Annotated in this window: 22 protein-coding genes; 10 read left to right on the top strand and 12 right to left on the bottom strand. The window is 39.6% G+C overall.

The features are described 5' to 3' along the window. Window positions 1-57 precede the first annotated feature (57 nt). On the bottom strand, window positions 58-972 hold the full coding sequence (locus FHW89_RS17870; protein WP_172336417.1) for a hypothetical protein: 915 nt from the start codon (window positions 970-972) through the stop codon (window positions 58-60). A 3-nt stretch (window positions 973-975) separates the two neighbouring features. Next, the gene (locus tag FHW89_RS17865) at window positions 976-2301 is read right to left on the bottom strand and encodes an MBOAT family protein (RefSeq protein WP_253952262.1); all 1326 of its coding nucleotides are present in this window, start codon (window positions 2299-2301) and stop codon (window positions 976-978) included. A gap of 641 nt (window positions 2302-2942) precedes the next feature. On the opposite strand from FHW89_RS17865, the gene FHW89_RS17860 reads away from it, so the two are divergent. From FHW89_RS17860 to rfbD, 7 genes are all read left to right on the top strand, one after another. Continuing rightward, on the top strand, window positions 2943-4199 hold the full coding sequence (locus tag FHW89_RS17860) for a WcaI family glycosyltransferase (RefSeq protein WP_172336415.1): 1257 nt from the start codon (window positions 2943-2945) through the stop codon (window positions 4197-4199). Window positions 4200-4334: 135 nt separating this feature from the next. Next, complete coding sequence (gene gmd / locus FHW89_RS17855) at window positions 4335-5450, top strand: GDP-mannose 4,6-dehydratase (RefSeq protein ID WP_172336414.1); 1116 nt, start codon at window positions 4335-4337, stop codon at window positions 5448-5450. Between the two features lie 5 nt (window positions 5451-5455). Continuing rightward, window positions 5456-6385: a GDP-L-fucose synthase gene (locus FHW89_RS17850; RefSeq protein WP_172336413.1), complete on the top strand. Its 930-nt coding sequence runs from the start codon at window positions 5456-5458 to the stop codon at window positions 6383-6385. A gap of 75 nt (window positions 6386-6460) precedes the next feature. Next, on the top strand, window positions 6461-7870 hold the full coding sequence (locus tag FHW89_RS17845; RefSeq protein ID WP_172336412.1) for a UDP-glucose 6-dehydrogenase: 1410 nt from the start codon (window positions 6461-6463) through the stop codon (window positions 7868-7870). A 131-nt stretch (window positions 7871-8001) separates the two neighbouring features. After that, window positions 8002-9087, top strand: a complete 1086-nt coding sequence (locus tag FHW89_RS17840; protein ID WP_172336411.1) for a mannose-1-phosphate guanylyltransferase — start codon at window positions 8002-8004, stop codon at window positions 9085-9087. Window positions 9088-9187: 100 nt separating this feature from the next. Further along, window positions 9188-9742: a dTDP-4-dehydrorhamnose 3,5-epimerase gene (gene rfbC, locus FHW89_RS17835; RefSeq protein WP_172336410.1), complete on the top strand. Its 555-nt coding sequence runs from the start codon at window positions 9188-9190 to the stop codon at window positions 9740-9742. Between the two features lie 18 nt (window positions 9743-9760). Next, window positions 9761-10627 (top strand): dTDP-4-dehydrorhamnose reductase, encoded by an 867-nt coding sequence (rfbD, locus tag FHW89_RS17830; protein WP_172336409.1) that lies wholly within the window; start codon window positions 9761-9763, stop codon window positions 10625-10627. A 228-nt stretch (window positions 10628-10855) separates the two neighbouring features. On the opposite strand, the gene cysN is transcribed toward rfbD, so the two are convergent. Both cysN and cysD read right to left on the bottom strand, forming a co-directional pair. Then, the gene (gene cysN, locus FHW89_RS17825) at window positions 10856-12100 is read right to left on the bottom strand and encodes a sulfate adenylyltransferase subunit CysN (RefSeq protein WP_172336408.1); all 1245 of its coding nucleotides are present in this window, start codon (window positions 12098-12100) and stop codon (window positions 10856-10858) included. 109 nt (window positions 12101-12209) lie between these two features. Beyond that, complete coding sequence (gene cysD, locus FHW89_RS17820) at window positions 12210-13115, bottom strand: sulfate adenylyltransferase subunit CysD (RefSeq protein ID WP_172336407.1); 906 nt, start codon at window positions 13113-13115, stop codon at window positions 12210-12212. A 331-nt stretch (window positions 13116-13446) separates the two neighbouring features. Between cysD and rfbA the strand changes: the two genes are divergently transcribed. Next, window positions 13447-14307 (top strand): glucose-1-phosphate thymidylyltransferase RfbA, encoded by an 861-nt coding sequence (gene rfbA / locus FHW89_RS17815; RefSeq protein ID WP_172336406.1) that lies wholly within the window; start codon window positions 13447-13449, stop codon window positions 14305-14307. A gap of 12 nt (window positions 14308-14319) precedes the next feature. Here rfbA and miaA read toward each other — a convergent pair whose 3' ends face one another. From miaA to FHW89_RS17775, 8 genes are all read right to left on the bottom strand, one after another. After that, a complete protein-coding gene (miaA, locus tag FHW89_RS17810) occupies window positions 14320-15237 on the bottom strand; it encodes a tRNA (adenosine(37)-N6)-dimethylallyltransferase MiaA (RefSeq protein ID WP_172336405.1) in 918 nt (305 codons plus the stop codon). A 162-nt stretch (window positions 15238-15399) separates the two neighbouring features. Beyond that, window positions 15400-16059, bottom strand: coding sequence for a hypothetical protein (locus FHW89_RS17805; protein ID WP_172336404.1), 660 nt, complete (start codon window positions 16057-16059; stop codon window positions 15400-15402). Window positions 16060-16093: 34 nt separating this feature from the next. Then, entirely contained in the window at window positions 16094-17512 is a 1419-nt protein-coding gene (locus FHW89_RS17800) for a CCA tRNA nucleotidyltransferase (protein ID WP_172336403.1), read from the bottom strand. A gap of 177 nt (window positions 17513-17689) precedes the next feature. Beyond that, window positions 17690-18256: an L-threonylcarbamoyladenylate synthase gene (locus tag FHW89_RS17795; RefSeq protein ID WP_172336402.1), complete on the bottom strand. Its 567-nt coding sequence runs from the start codon at window positions 18254-18256 to the stop codon at window positions 17690-17692. Window positions 18257-18310: 54 nt separating this feature from the next. Next, a complete protein-coding gene (locus tag FHW89_RS17790; RefSeq protein WP_172336401.1) occupies window positions 18311-19327 on the bottom strand; it encodes a glycosyltransferase family 9 protein in 1017 nt (338 codons plus the stop codon). A gap of 98 nt (window positions 19328-19425) precedes the next feature. Then, on the bottom strand, window positions 19426-20241 hold the full coding sequence (locus FHW89_RS17785; protein WP_172336400.1) for a 2,3,4,5-tetrahydropyridine-2,6-dicarboxylate N-succinyltransferase: 816 nt from the start codon (window positions 20239-20241) through the stop codon (window positions 19426-19428). Window positions 20242-20395: 154 nt separating this feature from the next. Further along, complete coding sequence (locus FHW89_RS17780) at window positions 20396-21118, bottom strand: LytTR family DNA-binding domain-containing protein (protein WP_172336399.1); 723 nt, start codon at window positions 21116-21118, stop codon at window positions 20396-20398. Then, window positions 21115-22182 (bottom strand): sensor histidine kinase, encoded by a 1068-nt coding sequence (locus tag FHW89_RS17775; RefSeq protein WP_172336398.1) that lies wholly within the window; start codon window positions 22180-22182, stop codon window positions 21115-21117. The genes FHW89_RS17780 and FHW89_RS17775 overlap by 4 nt, the downstream gene beginning before the upstream one ends. A 238-nt stretch (window positions 22183-22420) precedes the next feature. On the opposite strand from FHW89_RS17775, the gene FHW89_RS17770 reads away from it, so the two are divergent. Both FHW89_RS17770 and FHW89_RS17765 read left to right on the top strand, forming a co-directional pair. Further along, window positions 22421-24751 carry a TonB-dependent receptor gene (locus FHW89_RS17770; protein WP_172336397.1) on the top strand — a complete coding sequence of 777 codons (2331 nt, stop codon included), beginning with the start codon at window positions 22421-22423 and terminating at the stop codon, window positions 24749-24751. Between the two features lie 16 nt (window positions 24752-24767). Further along, window positions 24768-25565 (top strand): DUF4249 domain-containing protein, encoded by a 798-nt coding sequence (locus FHW89_RS17765; protein ID WP_172336396.1) that lies wholly within the window; start codon window positions 24768-24770, stop codon window positions 25563-25565. The last annotated feature ends 49 nt before the right edge of the window (window positions 25566-25614 follow it).

Genomic DNA, 25614 nt, shown 5'->3' with positions numbered 1-25614 from the left:
GCAGGCAAGATAAATTGATGTTATTACACGTCAGGTGACAGACTATATCTTAAACGGTTATTTTGTTAAAATGTTTTTGCCCAATATTTCTATTAATTTTTGTGTTCTTATTTCTCTCCCTTGTTTATTCAGGTGATATTCTGAATTGAAGTAAAGGCTATCGTTATAAACAAAAGTATCAGGCGTATTTAAAATAGGGCATTTTAACTTTTTATGGAATAGGGTTGCAAAATCATTAACCGCCTTTTTGTTTAATGTAAAAGTAGATTGCTGATAGGTTGGAAATAGGTAATATACTGTAGCTCCTTTGCTTTCTGCAGTCTCAATAAAAGTGTTCATTAATTGCAGATCATCCGTATAATCTATTTCCCTTAACCTTGGAGGAACTAATGGAACATTTTTTTTATTTAAATGGGAAACAAGATCGCCTTCAACAGTAAAGCCATTTCTTATATAAATATTATCCGAAAACTGTTTTCCTATTACTTTTACAGAGCTGGTGATACATCTTTGTAAATCACTAATATAAAAAGGTATCAGTTCTTCGGGCTTAAGTGTAATGTATTTTTTAGCGTTTGGATTGGCATCCATTAATTGGGTAAGCAATTTTAGCTCCGGTTTATCAAGGTAATACTCTGTTGATAAAAGTACAATGTCTGATTTCTTGACTCCATCTAACGCTTCATTAAGCATATATGACAACCCTAAGCCCCCATGCAGGCTCATATTAACAACCGGATAATTGAATTTTTTGCTGATGGTATTGCTGTTTATACCAAACGCCAGGTTTGATCCTCCAACAAAAATAATTTTGGGGGAAGGCAGGGAATGAAGCCTGTTTTCTTTATCAATTGTTGCTGCTACATAATCATTATGCGCCCGTACTAAGGGGCTAACCAACATTACAATTGCAACAAGAGATACTATGATTAATAAGCTAAAGAGAATAGCTTTGATGAAAAATTTTTTCATAATCTAAAACTGGAAATAAATAAATTGCTGATTGCCCTCAAATTTTCCGAGCAAAAATATGATCAGTACAAGGCCATAGTAAAATCCCCATCGGATAACCGGAGATTTCCTATTTATGAAATCAACCAAAGACAGATTTTTCTGCAAATATTCAACTCCAAACAAAATGAATAAGGCAATCAATGCAAAAAGAATATCCATCATGTTTTTTGCTGATAGATATAAAGCGGTAGTTCCGTGAACAGAGGTGATAAAATGGCTTACTATATACCAGCCATCCTGAACGCTTCTGGCCCTGAAAAATACCCATGTTGTACAAATAAGCAGAAAGGTAACCAGTTGGCACAAGATCGAATAAGCTGGCTTAAGTCCTGATGATACGATACTTTCTATTTTACCTCTGAATTTTTTTGTTGAAATATCAATGATCTGATAAACCCCGTTTAAACCTCCCCAAACAATATACGTCCAGTTAGCCCCATGCCATAAACCGCTAATTAAAAAGGTAATTAACAAATTAAGGTAACGTCGGCTCATTTTTACCCTGCTGCCGCCCAATGGAATATAAAGGTAGTCTCTGAACCAGGTAGAAAGTGAGATATGCCATCTTTGCCAGAATTCAACTATTGATTTTGCTGAATATGGTTTGTTAAAGTTTCTCATTAAATCAAATCCCATCACCCTGGCTGCTCCTATCGCTATATCTGAATACCCTGAAAAATCGCAATAAATTTGAAAAGCAAAGAAGATGGTTGATAAAATAAGCGGAAAACCCTGGTAACGGTGAGGATCGCTGTATGCCTGGTTAACCAGGTCGGCCAAACGGTCACTGATAACAATCTTTTTAAAAAATCCCCAGGTCATAAGTTTTAAGCCATTCGTTACATTATCATAACTAAATTTGTGCTTTTCATAAAACTGATGTAATATGTTTTGCGGTCTTTCTATAGGACCTGCTACTAGCTGCGGATAAAACATTACATACAATGAATAAATGCCAAAATTTCTTTCGGCCTTTTGGTTACCCCGATATACTTCAATGGTGTAACTCATTGCCTGGAATGTATGGAATGAAAGGCCGATAGGTAGTAAAATGGAAAGATTTGGAATGTGGTTTACATAGCCAAGATCATTTAACAACAAGGACAGATTATCATTTAAAAAATTGTAGTATTTAAAAATACACAGTACGCCTATATTGGCTACCAAACTACATATCAGAAATAATTTCCTTTTTTTTCCTGACGATAATTCAATGTATATACCTGCAAAGTAGTCTATAACAATGGTGAACCCTAATATTAAGATGTAAATGGGTAAAAATGCCATGTAAAAATAGCAGCTGGCTATTAGTAGCAAAAACCATCTTAATTTGTGCGGAATTATAAAGTATAATGTTGTTACAACTATGAAAAAGTATACAAAATGTAAGGAGTTGAATAGCATAATGAAATTTATCTATAGGGGCCTAGAGTTAAATTGTTTGTGTCATTTATTTGAGTTGGCGGTAGTATTAAACTGTAAGCTCAACAAAATATAATTTTTCATGGAAACCAGATCCTCCATAAGGATTTTTGTTTCTTGAAGAAAGAAGTTTAGTATTGAATTAATAAGCGTTAAGATTTTAAACAATTACAAAAATTAAGTCAATTAAATTTTCTTTTTTTTATGGTGTAAAAATGCATCTAAAATGTTTATTTTGTAAAATAAAAATCATTTTTTTTTAAAATTTTTATCAAAAGTGGTTATGAATTGAAAAAAATAATGCTTTTAGCCATATTATTTAATAATTAACATGTGGGTTTTAACATAGCAAATGGGCCAATTATTTTAATAAATATTGGTATTTTTTTAACCTTTAAAAGCAGCTTGCAATCATAAATCTAACCATAAATTAAATACTCATTATCAGTAATAGCTGGTTGCACTGCACTGGCTTTTGCTAATTTTACACTGTTTCAAAATAATATATGGATAAAAAAAACATTCTTCTCATTAGTCATAATTTTTCCCCCGAGCCTACTGGTATTGGAAGATACAATGGTGAGATGATGGATTGGTTAGCCCGGGAAGGTTATAATTGTACTGTAGTAACTACCTTTCCTTATTATCCATATTGGAAAGTTCAACCACCTTATAAAAACGTGTGGTATAAAAAAGAAGTTGTTGCATACCCGGAAAGTAATTCTACTCTAACTATTTATCGTTGTCCTTCTTACGTACCCGCCGATCCAACAGGTAAGAAAAGGATCATTCAGGATTTTTCCTTTTGGAGCTCGATGCTATGGAAGATTTTTCAGCTTATTTTAAACAGGAAAAAATATGATCTTATCATTACCATCGCCCCTCCCTTCCATTTGGCATATTTAGGTTTGCTACTTAGAAAATTTAATGGAGGTAAACTATTATATCATATTCAGGATCTTCAAATAGAGGCTGCGCAGGACCTTAATATGATCTCAAGTAAAAGGTTATTTAACTGGATATTTAAGGTCGAGAAGAAAATATTATTAAAAGCCGACTATGTGAGCAGCATTTCTGAAGGCATGCTCAATAAAATCAGAGCCAAAATTGATAAAGATGTTTTGTTTTTTCCTAATTGGGTGGATACCTCATTATTTTACCCTTTACCATCAAGGCACTTATTAAAAGAGAAGTGGGGGTATAAGGAAAGCGATACAGTTTGCCTTTACTCTGGTGCCATAGGCGAAAAACAAGGACTTGAAATTATACTAAACGTTGCCGGATTATTGCAAAATTCCCCAGACATCAAATTTATTATTTGCGGATCGGGGCCATACAAAGAGAAATTGGTTGAGATAGCCACCCAGAATAAACTAACAAATATTCAGTTTTTACCGGTGCAGGAGAAAGAGGTATTTAATGAGTTCTTAAATATGGCGGATGTGCACCTGATATTACAAAAGAGCGAAGCAAGCGATTTGGTAATGCCGTCAAAACTTACAACCATATTGGCTGTTGGTGGTGTGAGCTTGATCACTTCTGCCCGCGGTACGTCATTATACAATGTTGTTAATAATTATAATGTGGGCTATGTTGTTGAACCTGGTAATGACGAACTTTTGGCCGACGCCATTCAGAAGATAAATACAGAAAGCGATATAGAAACAAAAAGGAATAATGCCCGCGATTACGCTTTAAAATACCTGAATATCGATAATGTAATGAATAGCCTTACAAAACAATTAAAATGCCTGGAATTGTAAATATTTCAATAAAATAGTAATTTTGTTGTTATATTGCAATGTTTTTATTGGTAAATATACTAATTGTAAAATTTAAAAACTTTTCAATATAAATGCTGTTAACGCTTACAATTAAGCCACTGCTATATTAACTCTATGAAGAAAATTGCACTTATTACAGGTATAACCGGACAGGACGGAGCCTATTTAACAGAATTGCTGCTATCAAAAGGCTATGAGGTTCATGGTATCAAACGTCGTAGCTCATTGTTTAATACCGACAGAATTGATCATTTATATCAGGATCCGCATGATTCTGAACTTAAATTGATCTTGCATTATGGTGATTTAAGTGATTCAACCAACCTGATACGTATTATTCAACAGGTACAGCCTGATGAAATTTACAATTTAGGAGCCATGTCACACGTTAAGGTAAGCTTTGATACGCCAGAATATACCGCTAATGCCGATGGTATAGGCACATTGCGTTTATTAGAAGCGATCCGCATTTTAGGTTTAGAAAAGAAAACTAAAATCTATCAGGCATCTACATCAGAGCTATATGGTTTGGTACAAGCTGTTCCGCAATCAGAAACTACTCCTTTTTACCCGCGCTCGCCATACGCAGTTGCCAAAATGTATGCCTACTGGATCACCGTAAACTATCGCGAAGCTTACGGCATTTATGCATGTAATGGTATATTGTTTAACCATGAAAGCCCTTTGCGTGGCGAAACATTTGTAACGCGTAAAATTACACGCGCAACAGCTAAAATAGCCATGGGGTTACAAGATAAATTATTCTTAGGTAATCTTGATGCGCAAAGAGATTGGGGACATGCTAAAGATTACGTGGAGGCTATGTATCTGATCCTGCAACAAGATACTCCTGAAGATTATGTTATAGCCACAGGTGTAACTACCCGGGTGCGTGAATTTGTAAGATTAGCATTTGCTGAAGTAGGTATTGCTGTTGAATTTAAGGGAGAAGGCGTGGATGAAAAAGGATATGTGGTAAGCTGCTCAAACCCTGATTTTCAAATTGAAATTGGTAAGGAAGTGGTTGCCGTTGATGAGAAGTATTTCAGACCTACCGAGGTTGATCTGCTTATAGGTGATCCAACCAAATCAAAAACCAAATTGGGCTGGAAGCCTAAATATGACCTGCAAGGCTTAGTAAAAGAAATGGTTGCATCGGATGTGGAACTTTTCCAAAGAGAAAAATTACTAAAAGATTCAGGTTATGTTATTAAAAACCAGTTTGAATAATTGTAATGGATAAAGCTTCCAAAATATATATAGCCGGCCATAAAGGAATGGTTGGGTCGGCCATACATCGCAAATTACTCAAAGAAGGTTTCTCCAATATTATTACCCGCAATTCTGCTGATCTTGATTTACGGGATCAACAGGAGGTTGCTGCTTTTTTTGCAAGCGAAAAACCCGACTATGTGTTTTTAGCAGCTGCCAAAGTTGGTGGTATTGTAGCTAATAATACCTACCGGGCCGATTTCTTGTACGAAAACCTGCAGATACAAAACAATGTTATCCATAATTCGTACCTAAACGGAGTAAAAAAACTGATGTTCCTAGGGTCAAGTTGTATTTATCCTAAACTTGCTCCCCAACCATTAAAGGAAGAATATCTGCTTACCGGGCTGCTTGAGCCAACTAATGAGCCCTATGCAATTGCCAAAATTGCTGGTATAAAAATGTGCGATGCATACAGAGATCAATACGGATGTAATTTTATATCGGTAATGCCTACAAATCTTTACGGATATAATGATAATTATCACCCGCAAAATTCACATGTATTACCGGCTCTTATACGCAGATTTGACGAGGCCAAAAATCAACAATTACCCGAAGTGGTTATCTGGGGAACAGGATCGCCAAAGCGAGAGTTTTTATTTGCAGACGACCTGGCAGAGGCTTGCTTTTACCTGATGCAGAATTACGACGAGCAAGGTTTGGTGAATATTGGTACAGGAGAGGATCTTTCTATTAAAGATTTGGCACTCCTCATCAAAAAAATAGTAGGTTATGAAGGTAATATATCTTTTGATACCTCAAAACCAGATGGAACTCCGCGTAAGTTGATGGATGTAACAAAATTACACAGCAAGGGGTGGAAACATAAAATTGAATTAGAAGAAGGAATAGCTTTAGCTTATAAAGATTATTTGACAAAAAATAATTAATGTTTTGTTATTTATTTGAGTTAGTATTACTATTACAATCAAATAAACAATCAATACACATAATTTCGTAAATATATGACCGAGGTAACCAAGATTTGTTGCATAGGCGCTGGGTATGTTGGCGGCCCAACAATGGCAGTAATTGCAAAAAAATGTCCTCATATTCAAGTTACAGTAGTAGATCTTAATGAAGCACGAATTGCTGCCTGGAATGATAAGGATACCAACAATATACCTATTTATGAACCAGGTTTAAGTGAGGTTGTAGCTGAAGCGAGAGGTCGCAATTTATTTTTCTCTACCGAAGTTGATAAAGCCATTCATGAGGCGCAGATGATATTTATATCTGTTAATACACCAACTAAAACTTATGGAGCAGGTAAAGGACAAGCTGCCGATTTGAAGTGGATTGAGCTTTGTGCCAGGCAAATTGCCAGTGTCGCAAAAGATAACAAGATCATCGTTGAAAAATCTACCCTGCCTGTTAGAACTGCCAGTGCCATAAAGGATATTCTTACCCATACAGGAAATAACGTTCAGTTTCAAATACTGTCAAACCCAGAGTTTCTTGCCGAGGGAACAGCGATAGAGGACCTGGATGCCCCAGATCGTGTACTAATTGGTGGTGACAGTACACCTGAGGGTAAAATGGCTGTGCAGGCATTGGTTGATGTATATGCTAATTGGATACCAAAGGAGCGTATATTAACTACTAACGTTTGGTCATCAGAATTATCAAAACTAACTGCAAACGCGTTTTTAGCACAACGGGTATCATCAATTAATTCACTTACCGAAATTTGCGAACAAACAGAGGCAGATATTAATGAGGTTGCGCGTGCAATTGGAACGGATAGCAGAATTGGTTCTAAGTTTTTAAAAGCCTCAGTAGGGTTTGGTGGGTCTTGTTTCCAAAAAGATATTCTAAATCTTGTTTATATAGCTCGTAGCTATGGCTTACAGGAAGTAGCTGATTATTGGGAGCAGGTAATTATTATGAATGATCACCAAAAAAGGCGATTTGCAAACCAGATCATTAAAAACCTGTACAACACGGTTAACGGCAAAAAAATAACATTTTTGGGCTGGGCGTTTAAAAAAGACACCAACGATACCCGTGAATCGGCGGCTATTTATGTGGCCGATCACTTATTACACGAACAAGCAGATATTGCTGTTTATGATCCAAAAGTTCCCGAAAGCCAGGTATATGCCGATCTGGATTACTTGCGTAGCCGGGAGCAGGAGGAGAATAAAAAAGGAGTTAACGTTTTCAAAGATCCTTATGAAGCCTGCAAAGGTTCGCATGCTATTGCTGTTTTAACAGAGTGGGATGAATTTAAAGGTTACGACTGGCAAAGGATCTATGACAATATGTTAAAACCAGCTAAAATATTTGACGGAAGGAATTTACTTGACGCCGATAAATTAAGGGCCATTGGATTCCAGGTAAGGTCAATAGGTACTAATGTTTTGGAAAAGTGATCTATTGTACCTGAAGAAGTTTAAGTTTAGAGGCAGTTGCGAAATTCGTAACTGCTTTTTTATTCTGTACTTTTGACCCTGATATTTGTACTCAACATATATTACATGTTATTAATCCCCCTTTTTACCATATGAATAAAAACAATTATGCGATCATCATGGCAGGCGGCATCGGGAGCCGTTTTTGGCCCATAAGCCGGTCATCGCATCCCAAACAATTTATAGATATCCTGGGCACGGGCAAAACCCTGATCCAAAATACATACGAACGTTTTCTGAAAGTATGCCCCAAAGAAAACATCTACGTGGTGACCAACGAGAATTATACCAAACTGGTGAAACAACAATTACCGGAAATGGCCGATGGGCAAATCCTGACCGAACCGGTGATGCGCAATACGGCACCTTGCGTGGCTTATGGCTGTTTCAAGATTGAAAGCCTGAACCCCGAGGCGGTTATCGTGGTAGCCCCCTCAGATCAGCAGATCCTGGATGAGGAAGCGTTTGTGACAGCGATTGAAAAATCACTGGAGACTGCAGCCTCAACCGATAGTTTGATCACCCTTGGGATTAAGCCATCGCGCCCGGATACAGGTTACGGATATATCCAGTATACCGACCAGGCCATTAACCAGGATTTTCATAAAGTAAAAACGTTTACCGAAAAACCCACGCTGGAAATAGCCAAAACGTTTATCCAGAGCGGCGACTTCCTATGGAACGCGGGCATCTTTGTATGGTCGGCTCAAGCCATTGTTAAAGCTTTTGGTCGTCATTTGCCAGAGATGCATGAGATCTTCGCGGAAGCACGTCCGGTGTACAATACCGGGGACGAGAAGAGCTATGTGCACAAAGCTTATCAGCAATGTATCAATATCTCTATCGATTACGGGATCATGGAAAAGGCGGATAATGTGTATGTACTGCCATCGGCCTTTGGCTGGAGTGATCTGGGCACCTGGGCCTCGATCTATGACCTGGCCGAGAAAGATTATGTGGGCAACGTGGTAATCCCGTCAGAAAAAGTGATCATGTATGATTCATCCAACTGCATGGTAAATGTACCGGGCGAGAAACTGGTGATATTACAGGGCTTGCATGATTTTATCGTGGTAGAATCTAACAACACGCTGTTGATTTGCCCGCGCGATCAGGAACAGAATGTAAAACAGGTAGTGGCCGATGTGAAAGCCAAATTCGGTACTAAGTTTATTTAACGTGCAGTCTTGTTCATTTTTGAATAATAGATTACAACTTTAAAATATGTAATAGCTTTGTATATCCGGTCGTTATCGGTACAAAATATTTAATAAATATATGACTATCACCCCAACCCCGATTGAAGGGCTTATTGTTTTAACCCCCCGTATTTTTAATGATGATAGGGGCTATTTTTTCGAATCCTTTAATGAAAAAGTATTTATTGATGCGATTGGATCGAAAATTCAATTTGTTCAGGATAATGAATCATTCTCAATAAAAGGGGTACTGCGTGGGCTGCATCTGCAAAAAGGAGAACATGCGCAGTCAAAGCTGGTGAGGGTAACGCAAGGGGAGGTATTAGATGTAGCGGTTGATCTGCGTAAAAATTCGTCAACATATGGCCAGCACCATAGCGTATTATTAACAGCAGATAATCATAAACAGTTTTTCATACCGAAGGGCTTTGCTCACGGTTTTGTTGTATTAAGCGATACCGCCATTTTTCAATACAAATGTGATAACTTTTATAATACACAAGCCGAAGGTGGCCTGAACTACGCCGATCCTGCTTTAAATATCAATTGGCAGTTGGGTAATGATGAATTGATAGTTGCGGATAAAGACAACCAATTACCCTTTTTAAAGGAGCTTACTGATCTGGGATTTTAATAATAAACAAACACAACTATGCAAAACATTGTGGTTTTCGGAGCGTCCGGACAACTGGGACAATGCCTCAAAAAGGTTTCGGCCGAAAAAGGTATAAGTACCATTATTTTTCCTCCTGAAACAGAAGCTAATATCCTGGATACAGATGCTATATCAAAAGTATTTGAACAATACAGACCGGCCTATGTCATTAACTGTGCTGCTTACACAGCCGTTGATAAAGCAGAGGATGATGTGGATATGGCCCGCAAAATAAACAGGACCGGGGCAGCCAATCTGGCTCAGGCTTGTAAGCAATACGGTGCCATATTGGTTCATACCTCAACAGATTTTGTTTTTAAGGGTGATAAACCCTATCCGCTTGTTGAAACAGATATAGCTGACCCGATAAGCATATATGGTCTTACCAAATTAGAAGGCGAGCAGGATGTTGTCCGTATATTACCACAGCACTTTATCTTGCGCACCAGTTGGTTGTATTCGGAATATGGTAATAATTTTGTGAAAACAATGCTCAAATTAGGGGCGGAGCGCGACGAATTGAAGATCATTGCCGACCAGATAGGTACGCCTACGTATGCTATTGATCTGGCAGTCGTTATATTGGATATCATTACATCGGGCAGTGAAAGCTTTGGCATTTATCATTATAGTAATGAAGGGGTAACCTCATGGTATGATTTTGCCAAAGGAATATTTGACCTGTCCGGAACCCAGGTAAAAACATATCCCATACGCACCAGCGAGTATCCTACACGGGCCACCCGTCCAGCATTTTCGGTAATGGATAAGGCGAAGATCAAAGCTACTTTTAATATCCAGATACCTTATTGGAGAGACAGTCTGATAACTTGTTTAGAAAGACTGTGCCCCCCAGCCCCCTGAAGGGGGAGCTTTTTATTGGCATCATAAAAACAAAGTCCTGGTTTCTCAAAAGAAAGCAGGACTTTGTTTTTGAATGACTACTCCATTTTGTTAAAAAGTGGGTTTACATGGTTTACACTTTTTAGGGTTAACATGGGTTTATATAATTGATAATCAAGTAATTATATATTTTTGTGTCCAAAAAGTGTAAACCCACTTTTTGGAAAAAATGCCCAATAAAATAGCGGGCTAAACTAATATTGTTCCCGCGGCTACCGTTTCGTTAGTGGCCTCGTCAACCAATATCAGTGAGCCTGTGATGCGATTTTTGCGATACTCGTCAAATACAACAGGTTGGGTGGTACGCAAGCGTACGCGTGCCATCTCGTTCATTTTGATATCACCTGCATTTTCCAGCTTTTCCATTGTATTGATGTCCAGTTTATAGCTTACCTCTTTAATAATAGCCATTACCTCACGGGTAGTGGTTTTTAAGTGGTATTTGGCACCGGGACGCGGGCCTTTAGCGGCCATCCAGCAAAGCATCACCTCCAGATCCTGGCTTACTTCGGGTTCACTGTCGTCCTTAACAATCATATCCCCGCGACTGATATCAATATCATCTTCCAGGGTAATAGATACGGACATCGGTGCAAAAGCCTCTTCAACCGGGCCCGAGTAAGTATCGATAGATCTGATAGCTGATGTTAAACCCGATGGCAGAACAGTAATCTTGTCGCCCGGTTTGAAAATACCGCCGGCAATACGACCGGCATAACCACGGTAGTCGTGATATTCAGCCGCGTGCGGGCGTATTACTGTTTGTACAGGGAAACGCGCATCGGAGTGGTTCTCATCGCTGCCTATGTGGATAGTTTCCAGCGTATGCAGCAGGCTCTCGCCTTTATACCAGGGCATGTTTACCGAATCGTTCACCACGTTGTCTCCTTCCAGTGCGCTGATAGGTACATAACGGATGTCGGTAACATCTATTTTCGCCGCAAAATCCTCGTATTGTTCAACTACTTTATTGAATGCTTCTTCAGAATAATCAACCAGATCCATTTTATTGATACATACAATAATATGGGGGATCTTTAATAACGACGCGATGAACGAGTGCCTGCATGTTTGCTCCACAACGCCTTTGCGGGCATCTATCAGCACTAAGGCTAAATTAGCTGTAGATGCGCCGGTAACCATATTGCGGGTATATTGGATATGCCCCGGGGTATCGGCAATAATAAATTTACGTTTTGGGGTGGCAAAATAACGGTAGGCAACGTCGATAGTAATGCCTTGTTCTCTTTCAGACCGTAAACCATCGGTAAGTAAAGAGAGATCGATATGCTGCAAGCCTTTCCGTTCGCTCGATTGTTTTACGGCCGCCATCTGATCTTCAAAGATCGATTTTGAATCGTATAATAACCTGCCAATCAATGTGCTTTTCCCATCATCTACACTGCCTGCTGTTGTAAAACGTAATAGTTCCATTTTTTATGTGGTGGTTAGTATCGAGTAATTAGTATCAAGTATCAAGACAGCTTCACAAAGTGAAATAAACCTTTTTAAGGCTCTTGATACTAGCTACTTAATACTGAAATTAAAAATAACCTTGTTTTTTTCTGTCTTCCATTGATGTATCAGAGCGTTTATCATCGCTTCTGTTACCACGTTCGGTGCTGCGGGTGGCCGAAACCTCTGCTACAATTTTCTCCAGGGTATCCGCATCCGATTCAATGCCACCGGTTATGGTGATATCGCCTAAAGTTCGGAAACGCATCAACTTGTTCTCTACCTTTTCGCCATCACGCAATACTAAAAACTCGGATGCCGGCAGCCAGGTACCATCACGGTAAACGGCTTCACGGTTATGTGCAAAGTAAAGGGAAGGGATAGCGATATTTTCCTGCAGGATGTAATTCCAGATGTCCATTTCTGTCCAGTTACTGATCGGAAATACCCTGAAATGCTCGCCCATGCGCTTGCGGCCATTGAAAATATTCCAAAGCTCGGGGCGTTGGTTTTTGGGATCCCACTGGCCAAACTCATCGCGGTGCGAAAAGAAACGCTCTTTTGAACGTGCTTTTTCCTCGTCACGTCTTGCGCCGCCGATAGCCGCGTCGATCTTGTGGCTCTCGATGGTATCCAGTAAGGAAACTATCTGTAGTTCATTTCTGCTCGCGTTTATGCCGCTCTCTTCAACGGCCCTCCCTTTATCAATAGCTTCCTGTACCGATCCAACGATGAGCTGTACACCCAGGTCGGCCACCAGGCTATCCCGGAATGCCATAGTTTCTGGAAAGTTATGCCCGGTATCAATATGGATAAGGGGCATAGGTATTTTGGCAGGCCAAAAAGCTTTACGGGCCAGATGAGTTACCACAATGGAATCTTTTCCGCCGGAGAACAATATGGCAGGGCGATCAAACTGGGCTACAACTTCACGAATAACGTATATAGCCTCTGATTCTAATTCCTGCAGATGAGTAAGATAATATTTATGCATTTTAAAACGAAAACCCGCTAAATCCACCTAAATAGTAGTATTTGGCAATCAAACTGCAATATTAGCAAATTATGCTCATTTTATCGCTATCTAATGTATTTTAAACCTGAAATTTAACACCATTTTATGAAACCGGAAAAGAGAGATAAAATCTAAAGAAATTCTTACAAGTACTAGAAATATGATCAATATGTTATTAGTGTATTAAACTAAATGTGATTAAACGGGAATAATAATATTCTACCGTTAAAATATGTTATATATGGCAACCTACGTGTAGGTTATGCGTAAAAAATAATTACTTTTAAAAATCTATAACACAATCAGTCTAATGAAAGGAATTATTTTAGCGGGTGGGTCAGGTACCAGGCTTTATCCAATTACCAGGGCGATAAGTAAACAGTTGATGCCTATTTATGATAAACCCATGATCTATTACCCTTTGTCGGTTTTAATGCAGGCCGATATCAAGGAAATACTCATCATTACTACTCCCGAAGATAATGAAGGCTTTAAACGCCTGCTGGGTGATGGCGCTGAATTGGGCTGTAAATTTGAATACGCCATACAGGAAAAGCCTAATGGCCTGGCACAAGCCTTTGTCATAGGCGAAAAATTCATTGGAAATGATAAAGTAGCACTGATTCTGGGTGATAACATATTTTATGGAACAGGTTTTAGTGAATTGATACGCAGCTTTAACAATGTGGATGGTGCTGCCATTTTTGCCTATCATGTGGCCGACCCGGAAAGATATGGTGTAGTTGAGTTTGATGCGGATTTTAAAGCATTATCTATCGAAGAAAAACCAACTCAACCCAAATCAAAGTTCGCCGTACCGGGATTGTATTTTTATGATAACAGTGTTATCCAGATAGCTAAGGATCTTAAGCCTTCGCCACGTGGAGAATATGAAATTACTGATGTAAATAAATATTATCTGGAGCAGGGTAATTTGCACGTAGGGGTGATGGATAAAGGTACAGCCTGGCTGGATACCGGCACTTTCGATTCTTTAAGCGATGCTACAGAGTATGTACGTGTGATTGAAAAACGCCAGTCGACCAAAATTGGTTGTATTGAAGAGGTAGCTTACCGTCGTGGGTTTATTGACGATGCACAGCTAAAGGTATTGGTTGCTAAATATATTAAGAGCGGTTACGGGGCTTATTTGCAAAGTTTACTATCGTAGTTTCTCTCAAGCTTATATCGTATTTACAACATTGATCATTTGACTGATCAAATCGGGATCACTGGCCTGAAACCAATGGATGGAGCTGTCTTTACGGAACCAGGTGAGTTGTCTTTTGGCGAATCGCCTGGTATTTTGTTTGATCATTTCAACGGCTTTTTCCAGGCTGGTTTTACCATCAAAATAATCAAACAGTTCGGTATAGCCTACGGTGTTGAGCGCGTTGAACCGGCGGGAAGGGAGTAATGCCTCTGCTTCTGCTAACAAGCCCTGTTGTATCATCAGATCAACCCGTTGATTAATACGATCGTACAATATTTCGCGGGGCAGGTTGAGCGCCAGTTTGATGATATCGAATGGTCGTTTGTTTACGATAGCTTGCCTGTACGATGAAAAAGGTTTGCCCGAACTTTCAAAAACTTCCAACGCCCTGATAATACGTTGAGGGTTGCTCAGGTCAACTTCATTGTAGTAATCGGGGTCGGCCGCTAATAATTTCTGTTGTAGGTGAGTGATGCCTTGTTCTTCCAATTCCTGATTGAGCCTTTCGCGGATAACCGGATCGGCCGTTGGCAGATCGTCAAAGCCCTCACATATCGCTTTAATATATAAACCCGAACCTCCGGCCAAGATCACGCGGTCATGCGTTTTAAATAGCTCATCCAACAAAGCCAGTCCTTGCTTTTCAAAATCGCCAACAGAAAATGGTTCGGTTATAGAATGCGAATCGATGAAATAATGCTTTACAGCTGTTAATTCCTGCTCGTTGGGTTTGGCTGTGCCAATACTCATTTCCCTGAAAAACTGCCTGGAATCGGCAGATACCACCACCGTATTGTAATGCCTGGCCAATTCAATAGCAGCGGCGGTTTTACCTACGGCTGTTGGGCCTGCAACTACAATAAGAGTTTTGGTAGGATGGTGTGGCATGAGATAAATTGTCAATAAAAAAAATTGTCATTCTGAGCGGAGCGAAGAATCTATTCGGTAACAGATCCTTCGTTCCTCAGGATGACAAATTTGTAAAATAACATACATTGCCTCGTTCCTCGCAATGACGTATCTGTATAGTATTATTTTATTAAATCGCTATTAATAATCATCACCACCACCACGATGCGGACGGTCTTCTTCATCAAAGCCTTCATCATCGGCAAACTCGTTCCCAAATTCATCTTCTTCCTCCTCCTCGGCTTCGTGTTTTTCTTCCGGCAGGTCATCAACCTCGGTATCTGTTACTTCCGAAAAGTCTTCTGCATCTTCGGGGTTAAAGGTCATCTCATTCAGGAAGTCGAAATCTTCGTTAGTAGGTGGTATAATGGTTGGGTTAAATACATTACCGAATTGTTTTGGTGCTTCGCCAACAGATTTTATAACGGCAGGATAAGTGGTGCCGGGTGTTTCGTCCAGAATGATCTTCATCAGTTCGACGTGAAAATCAAAAGGACGGTCGAAATTAAAAGTATAGTAAAATTTTTGATGCGGATCATCAATAAAACTCAGCAGTTTTACATTGCTCATTAATGATACGCCACGGTCTATCCTTTTTTGATTAGGTAAATAAGTAATTTCTTCACCTTTTGTCCATTGGTCATTACTGATATAAAAGGAAGATGAAAACTCGGGATTGTAACCGGTTGACTGGTGTATTGCGCGGTGGAGATCCTCGAAGGTTTGATTTGATTTTACATCAATCTCTCTCATTACATCATCATAATCTTCGAAAGTTACCCTGAACCTGTATAGTGCCATTGTTTTTGTGAATTTTGGGGACAAAAATAATCTTTTAATTCAATTTTGTGTCTGCCACAACTTTTAAGCCAATTTCTAAACCTTTGCTTATTGTAAAATTTAAAGCCGCTTCGCGGTTGTTGGGAATTTCGCCTTCCAGTATGGCTTCACGTATCTGATTTTTGATAATTCCTACCTCACGGCCCTCCTGAAGGCCAAAAAGTTGCATAATATCGTTACCGGTAACAGGTGGTTGCCAGTTTCTGATGCTGTCTCGTTCTTCAACATCTTTTAATTTTTGTTGAACTAACTCAAAATTGTTACGATACTTTTTAACCTTATATTCGTTTTTGGTGGTAATGTCTGCTTTACACAACAACATCAGGCCTTCAATATCATCTCCAGCCTCAAAAAGTAACCGTCGAACGGCCGAATCGGTAACGATGGATTGTGATAATACAATGGGGCGTAAATGAAGCTGCACCAGTTTTTGCACTTGCTTCATTTTTTCGTTAAGCGGCAATTTTAACTGGGCAAATATTTTAGGTACCATGCGGGCGCCACGGTCTTCGTGACCATGAAAGGTCCAGCCGTGGCCGGGTTCAAAACGTTTGGTAGCTGGTTTGGCAATGTCATGTAGTATGGCAGCCCAGCGCAGCCAAAGGTCGGTTGTGGTTTCGCAAATATTATCTAATACCTGCAGGGTATGATAAAAATTGTCTTTATGGCCTTTGCCATCTATATAGTCAACCCCGTACAGGTTGGTCATCTGCGGGAATATTTTATGCAGCAGGCCGGTATCAAATAAATAGTTGAAACCAATGGAAGGTACCGGCGACAGGATGATCTTGTTCAACTCGTCGGTGATACGCTCCTGCGATATGATGCTGATACGATCGGCATTGTTCCTGATCGCTTCTACGGCTATATCATCTATCCGGAAATTAAGCTGTGTAGCAAACCTGATAGCACGCATCATGCGCAGCGGATCATCAGAAAAAGTTTCGTTGGGGTTAAGCGGTGTCCGGATCAGTTTGCGTTCCAGATCGACTAGGCCGTTAAACGGATCGAGCAGTTCGCCAAAAGTATCAGGATGCAGCGAAATAGCCAACGCGTTGATGGTAAAATCACGGCGTTTCTGATCATCCTCCAATGTGCCGTCCTCTACGATGGGTTTCCTGGAATCGCGGCGGTACGATTCTTTGCGGGCACCTACAAATTCCACTTCCAGATCCTGGTATTTAAGTGACGCGGTGCCGAAGTTTTTATACACGGCTACCTTTACTTTTAATTTGGCCGCCACGGCTTCGGCAAAAGCGATACCATTGCCTATAATAACAATATCAATATCTTTTGAAGGGCGTTTAAGGAAAATATCGCGTACAAAGCCACCAATAGCGTAAACCTGCAGATTGTGCTGTGCTGCAAGTTTTGATATTATAGAAAATACGGAATGCTGAAGGTGGGCTTTCATGTAGCTTAATAAAATTCTGAGTTCTAAAATCTAAATTCTAAAACGAAGGTCAAAGGTAATGGTAAATCCTAAGTTCTAAAAACATAAAAAGAATCAGGAGTCAAGAGCCAGGAATCAAGACACAAAAGGCATAGTTATTTTTCTTGATTCTTGACTCTTATCTCTTGCCTCTATTTCCTACCTACGTAGAAACTCAAACGTACCATCGGGAGCCAGTTTCATAATGGTTGATGGGTTTTTGATCTCTTTGCTGTGCTGATCAATATCAACCACATAGTCAACACCATCAACGATCTCCTGGTCTATCTGCGAAAAATATTGCGGAGATGGCTTGCCGCTGATATTGGCCGATGTTGATACCAGCGGTTTACGCAGCCGCTGTATCAATTGCTGGCAAAACTGGTGACTGGTTACCCTGATACCCACGCTGCCATCGGGAGCTATTAAAGCCGGTGAAATATTTTTGGCGCCCGGCATAACCAGGGTCAAAGGGTTTTCGGCATATTCAATCAGGTCATAAGCCAGGGCATTAACCTCCTGTACATAGCTTTCCAGTTTGTTTTCGGTATCCAGCAAAATGATCATGCTTTTGGCTTCATCGCGTTGTTTCAGGCGATATATTTTTTGTACGGCTTCGGTATTGGTGGCATCGCAGCCAATACCCCAAATGGTATCGGTAGGGTACAGGATAATGCCGCCTTCCTGTACTATTTTTAGTGCTTTGGCAACTTCGTCTTTAAGCATGGTTGGTATATTTTATTAGAATCAAGAACCAAGAGTCAAGAATCAAGAAAACAGTTAAATGTTTTTTCCTCTTGGTTCTTGGCTCTTATATCTTAACTCTTGATTTAACGCGTTTATAATTTGCAATTCATCCAGCAGTTCCATACAACGCGGAACGCCATAAAGCTTGCAGGTATTGCGTACACAAGGTTCGCAGGTTAGTTTACCATAACGCAATACGGTTAAATTTTGTTTGTTATAAGGGGCCGTGTTATGCTCATTGCCTGCACCGAATAAGACGATAACAGGCGTACCCACACTGTTGGCCAAATGGGCAGGCCCCGAATCGGTAGTTAACATGGCCGAGCTTTGTGCCATCAGGCTGCATAAACCAGGCAGATCAGTTTTGCCGGCATAGTTTTCTAATCTCTCCGGGTTTTCAGCACCGGTAATAAGCTGTGTTACAAAATCGGCCTCTTTAGCTGCACCGATTAACCCAAAGGTAATATCCGGAAAAGCAGCGGTTAATTTATTCAGCAGTGCCTGTCCTTTATCCAGCGGCATCCTGCGCGATGATGCTTCGGAATTAAAGTTGATGAGCAGCCGGTTGTTTTGTTTGGGTGCTGTTGCAGGAGCATTTAATGTTACTTGTTTATGAGGAATTGTTTTACCGGTAAATTGCTCCAGTAAGGATAGGTATTCGTCAACTCGGTGCAGGTTAGCAGGCTTTTTAAGGGAATTGGTGAGTAAAAAAAAGCCACCTTCTTTACCAAAGCCTACCCGCTTTTTTGCACCGGTTGCCCAGGCCATTACTAACGATGAAAGTGATTGAGGTAGATTAAAAAAGAGATCGTACTTATCTGCTTTCAGTTTTTTACCAAAACGGTAAACACCGCCAAGGCCACTAAATTCCCGTTTTGAAAAAGGATGGATTTGGGTTAAGCCCGGTATCAACGGGGCAATATTACTGAGATCTTTTTTGATGATCACATCGATCTGAGCATCAGGATAAAGCTGACCAACCGCGTTAACAAATGCGGTGCTCATCACCACATCGCCAAGCCAGTTGGGCAGCCTTATTAGTATTTTCATTTTATGTTGATTAGGTGAGTGGTTGATTAAGTGAATGGTTAATTAGTTAAATATTTAACATCTAACTACTCACTTAATCCAACATAATCAACCAATTACTAAACCGCTACGTTATTTTCTCTTAACGCGTCGTTCAATGATGTTTTTTTATCGGTTGATTCCTTGCGGGTGCCAATGATAAGGGCACAAGGTACCTGGTAATCGCCGGCAGGGAATTTTTTAGTGTATGAACCCGGAATAACTACCGAACGCGCCGGTACACGGCCTTTATATTCAACCGGAGTTGAACCAGTTACGTCGATGATCTTGGTTGACGCGGTTAAAACCACGTTGGCACCCAATACAGCCTCGCGCTCTACATGCACACCTTCAACCACAATAGCGCGTGAACCCAGGAAGCAGTTGTCTTCAATAATAACCGGGGCAGCTTGCAATGGTTCCAGTACACCACCAATACCAACACCACCGCTTAAGTGTACATGTTTGCCTATCTGCGCGCATGAACCTACAGTAGCCCAGGTATCAACCATGGTGCCTTCATCCACATAAGCGCCAATGTTTACATACGATGGCATCATGATAACACCTTTTGCCAGGTAAGCGCCATAGCGGGCAATACCGTGAGGTACCACACGAACGCCTTCGGCTTTATAATTGGTCTTCAGTTTCATTTTATCATGAAAAACAAAAGGGCCAACTTTAATTTCTTCCATCTGGCGGGTAGGGAAATACAGCACTACTGCTTTTTTAATCCACTCGTTCACATGCCAGCGTGAACCAATTGGTTCGGCCACACGGATCTCGCCTTTATCCAACCGCTCAATAACGGTTTCGATAGCGGTGGTATATTCATTATAGTTCAGCAGATTCCTGTCTTCCCAGGCATCTTCAATCAGTTTTTTAAGATCTTGCATTGGTAAAATTAAACTTTTGGCAAATTAAAGGAATTTTAGGGAGAATTGATTGAAATTAGGCGATTAGTCGCTAACCTTTTGAAACAGGAGCTAATTAAGCTAACGCTTTAGAATTTAAAGTTGAAGGGGAAGTCTGATTAATGAAGAAGAGGTTTTATCGGCTCAATATTTTCTTGGTCACAAATTCATCAAAAAAGTAAGTGCGGTAAGTGTTGCCAATGGATATTTCATATTTGCGGATGTTCACCGTATTATTATCAAAAGCGGTTATTTGATTGATATTAATGATATACGATTTGCTGATCCGGGCGAAAAGGTTTTGCGGTAACTGTTCATGAATGGTTTTAATATTCATAGCGGTGATGATCTTTTGATCTTCGGTTTGCATCACCACATAATCTTTAAGGCCTTCAATAAATAAGATATCTTTAAAATAGATCTTGATATATTTCCGGTCGGCTTTAACAAAAAAGTAGTCCTCCGCGATATTCTCAATTTTGCTGTTCGAATGATCGGCTTTTAAAATGTCCTGGTAAAACTGCGCTTTATTTACCGCTTTCAAAAAGCGTTCATGCCGTATGGGTTTAATGAGGTAATCAATGGCTTCAACCTCAAAGCCTTCCAATGCATATTCGGCATAAGCGGTAGTGAAAATAAGTAAAGTTTTGGAGGGGATCATTTTGGCAAATTCCATTCCGCTGAGGCCCGGCATCTGGATATCCAGGAAAATGAGATCGACCGGATTTTCGTTAATGAATTTTGCCGCAGCATTGGCACTTCCAAAACTATTGAGTAATTGTAGATTAGGAGTTTTATTGGCAAATAACTGAATGGCCTCCCGGGCTAAGGGCTCATCATCAACAATAATGCAATTCATAGGATAATTTTTAAGTCAACACGGAATTTATCTTTGTCGTCCTGGATCCGGAAAAAGTGTTTTTCCGGATAAAGCAATTCCAGTCTTCGCTTTACATTTCCCAGTCCTAACCCGCCATTACCATTACTGGTCACTTCGATCCGGGGTTTTGAATTAATGCAATTAAAATCGATCTCGTTGTGCTTTACTTTAAAAAATACGTGAATATAGGATGTTTTTTCGGCATCCATGTTATGTTTTACCGCATTTTCAACAAAGGTAATAAAAAGTGAGGGGGATACCTGTACGCCACTGATGTCGCCTTCTCTTGACATAATGAACTCAAAATTATCACGCCGTATTTTTTCGAGGTTTAAAAAATCTTCTAAAAAACGGATCTCAGCAGTAAGCAAAACCTTGTTCCGGGTACTGTCATAAAGCTGGTAACGGAGCAAATCGCTTAGCTTCATAACTACTTGCGAAGCCTTTTCGGGATTGGTTTGTGTTAATACGTTAACATTATTGAGCATGTTAAATAAAAAATGCGGATTGATCTGGTTTTTTAATTGTTCCAATTCGGCCTGTATAGTAACTGTTTCCAGATCATTGATCCGCTGATTAACAACGATGGAGTGCTGAAATAATTTAATAGCGGCAGAAGCCGCTATCAGGATCAGGAATATCAGCGTTATAAAAGTAAACAGAAGGATACTGGTGTTTTCGTTACTGGCTTTGTAGTGAAACTTAAAGTAAGGGTTGATCATATATTTTCCTGATACAAAAAATACCAGAGCCACGCCAAATAGTATCATTACCCATATAAAATATTTTACATAACTGGCATTAAATACAAAGCGGGGTATCAATACGTACATGTTGATGTAAAACAACAGCAACAGGATAAGAAAGAAGGTGATTTTTAAATAGGTGTTAACCGGTTCAATAAACGTATCCCTGGTGCTTGAAAATATGGCTCCAAGAAATAAAACCAGTGCGATATGCCTATAAATCCTATACTTTTTGCTGCTTAAAAACTGTATGAGCATATCATTATTTAACTCCTTTGTATCAGTTTCAGGTTTCATCGGATGTCTGATCATTTAAAAATAAATATTTTAAACAGGGTGTAAATTTTGTTTATACCAAATGTGTAAATTATTATACCAAATGTTGCTTTAATAATTTATTAATACGCATGATTTTTTTGCTTAACGCTTATATTTTTTAGTATGAGCGATAGTGCACTTCCTATAATTTATACTGGGTTTCGTATAAATTAAAATAGTTTAGTGGTAGATACGGATACCTTAGTGCTATATGCAAATGGCCAGATCTATCTTTACTGTTTTCATAACACTGACCACCATTACTGCCTACGCTCAAAAGAAGGCTACCATTAACGGAACTGTTAAGGATGCTGCCTCAGGTGAAACCTTAATAGGGGCTTCTGTTACCCTTCAGGAACTCCCGGCAGTTGGTACGGCAACCAATAATTATGGATTTTATTCGCTGGCTGTTGCAGAAGGGGAATATACTGTATTATTTACCTGTGTTGGATATAACCCTGTTACTCAAAAAATAGCTCTTCATAAAAACCAGGTTGTTAATATTTCCTTATCTGCCAAAAATGGGTTGAAAGAGGTTGTTGTAACAGGCAAGCGCTTGAGTAATGACAATGTAGTATCGCCCCAGATGGGTGTGGAGAAATTGAACATGTTGCAAATTAACCAGGTACCTGTATTGTTAGGCGAAAGGGATATTCTGAAAACGATAACCCTGCTGCCAGGTATTAAGTCGGCGGGCGAAGGGAATACCGGCTTTTATGTACGGGGCGGGGCATCAGATCAAAACCTCATTTTGCTGGATGAAGCCCCGATATATAACGCATCGCACTTACTGGGCTTTTTCTCTACGTTCAATTCAGATGCTATTAAGGATGTCAATATCTATAAAGGAGGGATGCCGGCCGAATATGGTGGCCGCTTATCTTCTGTATTGGATGTTAAGATGAATGATGGCAATGATAAAGATTTTGGCGGACAGGGTGGTATCGGTCTTATTTCTTCAAGGATCAAAATTGAAGGACCTATTGTAAAAGATAAAGGATCGTTCATGGTGAGCGCCCGCAGAACTTATGTTGATCTTTTTTTAAAACTCACAACAGATACCAGTATAAGGGGTAACTCACTATATTTTTATGATGTAAATGCCAAGGCCAATTGGCATTTTGATGATAAAAATGCCATTTATATTTCAGGTTATCTTGGGAAAGATGTTTTGGCCTTAAAAGATGTTTTAGGAACAAACTGGGGGAATAAAACCGGTACACTAAGGTTTAATCACATATTCAACAGCAAGCTGTTTTCCAACACTTCTGTAATTTACAGCAATTATAATTTTGTTGTACAGGGTCTTCAGGATAATGCGCGTTCATTTAAAGCTACCTCGCAAATTAATGATGTTAATTTAAAGGAGGATCTGCAATATTCCATTGGCTATCAACACACACTAAAATTTGGATTCAATATCCTGTACCATGATATCACCCCAGGGGATATCACTTCTCCTCAAAATTCAAGTTATAACAATAAACATGTTGAAAAAAGACATGGTTTTGAAAATGCCCTGTATGCAAGCGATGAATGGAATGTAAATAAGCATTTAACTTTCCTTTATGGTTTAAGACTAAGCGGATTGTTTTTACTAGGCCCCGGAACATTTAAAACCTATAACAATGCCGGTAATGTTACAAGCGCCAAAATATATAATTCCAGAACCGACCTGGTGAAAAAATACATCAACCTGGAACCACGTTTTACGGCAAATTATATCATAGACGATCAAAATTCAATAAAAGCTTCCTACAACCGTAATACCCAAAATATTCATTTGCTCAGTAATTCATCAAGTAATTCACCTACCTATTTGTATGTGATGAGCAGCAATAACATAAAGCCCGAAATAGCAGATCAGGTATCTACCGGCTACTTCAGGAATTTTGGTGATAATACTTTTGAATTTTCAACAGAAGTATATTATAAATGGATGCAGAACCAGATTGATTATAAAGATGGTGCCCAGCTTTTGGTTAATCAGGATGTGGAGTCGCTGCTTACTTACGGTACGGGCAGGGCTTATGGCATCGAATTGCTTTTGAAGAAAAAGTATGGCCGTTTCAATGGATGGATAGGTTATACTTTATCCCGAACCGAGCGCCGGTTTGATGCCATTAATAGTGGACATTACTTTCCCGCAAGGCAGGATCGTACGCATGATGTTTCTGTTGTTGGTATCTATCAGCTTAATAAACGCTGGTCTTTCTCAAGCACCTTTATTTATGGTACCGGGAATGCTGTTACTTACCCTACCGGAAAATACAGCTCGGGTGGGTTAACAACCTTTTCCTATACACAACGAAACGGGCGCCGTATGCCTTCATCCAACAGGCTAGATTTTGGCGCCACGCTCGAAGGGAAAGAACATAAAAAATATCACTCCAGCTGGACATTCAGTATTTACAACGTTTACGCGCACAGAGACCCATATAGTATAACATTCAGAGATAGTAAGACTGTACCTAATACTACCGAGGCGGTTGAGACAAGTCTTTTTCCAACACTCATCCCGTCGGTTACCTGGAATTTTAATTTTTAACCTAAAAACATGACCTATGAAAAATCCCCTTATTTATTTCATGTTATTTGCCTTTATCCTGGTCATTACTTCCTGCGATAAAGTGATCGATGTCAGGCTGGATAGTGAAACAGACAGGCTGGTTATTGAAGGAAACATTACCGATGTATTGGGTCCGCAAACCATAAAGCTTAATACTAATGTGGCTGTTTCCAATACCAATACCTACCCTCCGGTAACAGGAGCAATAGTTACCGTTACAGATCAGGGTGGCACTGTTTACAAATTTACCGAAGGGCCTGCCGGTACCTACACAACCCCTAAAATGGTTGGCGTTGCAGGGAATATTTATACCATGAACGTGGTTATCAATGGAAAAACCTATAAGGCCAGTTCTATAATGCCGCAACTGGTTGCATTAAAATCCATTTCATCTTCAGACAGCAGATTTAACAGTAGTGATGGTACGCGTAAAATAACAGTTCATTACCAGGATCCAAAGGGAGTGGCCAACCAGTATAACTTTCTGATGTATGTTAACGGTGCACGGGTAAAGCGGGTATTAGTAAATAATGACGATTTTACGGATGGAAACAGCGTGAGCTTTGATCTGATGGAAGATGATATTGGTATAAATCCGGGGGATAAAGTGATCGTGGAGATGCAGTGTGTTGATAAATCGATATATACTTACTGGCTAACCCTAATGCAGCAAAACTATAATGGTCCGGGGGGAGGTGTTACGCCCTCAGATCCTCCTACTAATATTACCCCTTCAACACTTGGTTATTTTAGTGCACACACTACGCAAACCAAAACCATTACAGTAAAGTAATAAGAAAATATTTACTAGGATAATCCCGTATACTTTTACTTTTTGTGCA

The sequence above is a fragment of the Mucilaginibacter sp. SG564 genome, from assembly GCF_013149275.1.
In the GTDB taxonomy this organism is placed as follows: domain Bacteria; phylum Bacteroidota; class Bacteroidia; order Sphingobacteriales; family Sphingobacteriaceae; genus Mucilaginibacter.
This window is presented reverse-complemented; position numbering and strand designations above follow the sequence as displayed.

Coding starts and splice junctions, on each gene's coding strand:
- FHW89_RS17870 (WP_172336417.1), bottom strand. CDS start 972: ATGAAAAAATTTTTCATCAAAGCTATTCTCTTTAGCTTATTAATCATA.
- FHW89_RS17865 (WP_253952262.1), bottom strand. CDS start 2,301: ATGGCATTTTTACCCATTTACATCTTAATATTAGGGTTCACCATTGTT.
- FHW89_RS17860 (WP_172336415.1), top strand. CDS start 2,943: ATGGATAAAAAAAACATTCTTCTCATTAGTCATAATTTTTCCCCCGAG.
- gmd (WP_172336414.1), top strand. CDS start 4,335: ATGAAGAAAATTGCACTTATTACAGGTATAACCGGACAGGACGGAGCC.
- FHW89_RS17850 (WP_172336413.1), top strand. CDS start 5,456: ATGGATAAAGCTTCCAAAATATATATAGCCGGCCATAAAGGAATGGTT.
- FHW89_RS17845 (WP_172336412.1), top strand. CDS start 6,461: ATGACCGAGGTAACCAAGATTTGTTGCATAGGCGCTGGGTATGTTGGC.
- FHW89_RS17840 (WP_172336411.1), top strand. CDS start 8,002: ATGAATAAAAACAATTATGCGATCATCATGGCAGGCGGCATCGGGAGC.
- rfbC (WP_172336410.1), top strand. CDS start 9,188: ATGACTATCACCCCAACCCCGATTGAAGGGCTTATTGTTTTAACCCCC.
- rfbD (WP_172336409.1), top strand. CDS start 9,761: ATGCAAAACATTGTGGTTTTCGGAGCGTCCGGACAACTGGGACAATGC.
- cysN (WP_172336408.1), bottom strand. CDS start 12,100: ATGGAACTATTACGTTTTACAACAGCAGGCAGTGTAGATGATGGGAAA.
- cysD (WP_172336407.1), bottom strand. CDS start 13,115: ATGCATAAATATTATCTTACTCATCTGCAGGAATTAGAATCAGAGGCT.
- rfbA (WP_172336406.1), top strand. CDS start 13,447: ATGAAAGGAATTATTTTAGCGGGTGGGTCAGGTACCAGGCTTTATCCA.
- miaA (WP_172336405.1), bottom strand. CDS start 15,237: ATGCCACACCATCCTACCAAAACTCTTATTGTAGTTGCAGGCCCAACA.
- FHW89_RS17805 (WP_172336404.1), bottom strand. CDS start 16,059: ATGGCACTATACAGGTTCAGGGTAACTTTCGAAGATTATGATGATGTA.
- FHW89_RS17800 (WP_172336403.1), bottom strand. CDS start 17,512: ATGAAAGCCCACCTTCAGCATTCCGTATTTTCTATAATATCAAAACTT.
- FHW89_RS17795 (WP_172336402.1), bottom strand. CDS start 18,256: ATGCTTAAAGACGAAGTTGCCAAAGCACTAAAAATAGTACAGGAAGGC.
- FHW89_RS17790 (WP_172336401.1), bottom strand. CDS start 19,327: ATGAAAATACTAATAAGGCTGCCCAACTGGCTTGGCGATGTGGTGATG.
- FHW89_RS17785 (WP_172336400.1), bottom strand. CDS start 20,241: ATGCAAGATCTTAAAAAACTGATTGAAGATGCCTGGGAAGACAGGAAT.
- FHW89_RS17780 (WP_172336399.1), bottom strand. CDS start 21,118: ATGAATTGCATTATTGTTGATGATGAGCCCTTAGCCCGGGAGGCCATT.
- FHW89_RS17775 (WP_172336398.1), bottom strand. CDS start 22,182: ATGAAACCTGAAACTGATACAAAGGAGTTAAATAATGATATGCTCATA.
- FHW89_RS17770 (WP_172336397.1), top strand. CDS start 22,421: ATGGCCAGATCTATCTTTACTGTTTTCATAACACTGACCACCATTACT.
- FHW89_RS17765 (WP_172336396.1), top strand. CDS start 24,768: ATGAAAAATCCCCTTATTTATTTCATGTTATTTGCCTTTATCCTGGTC.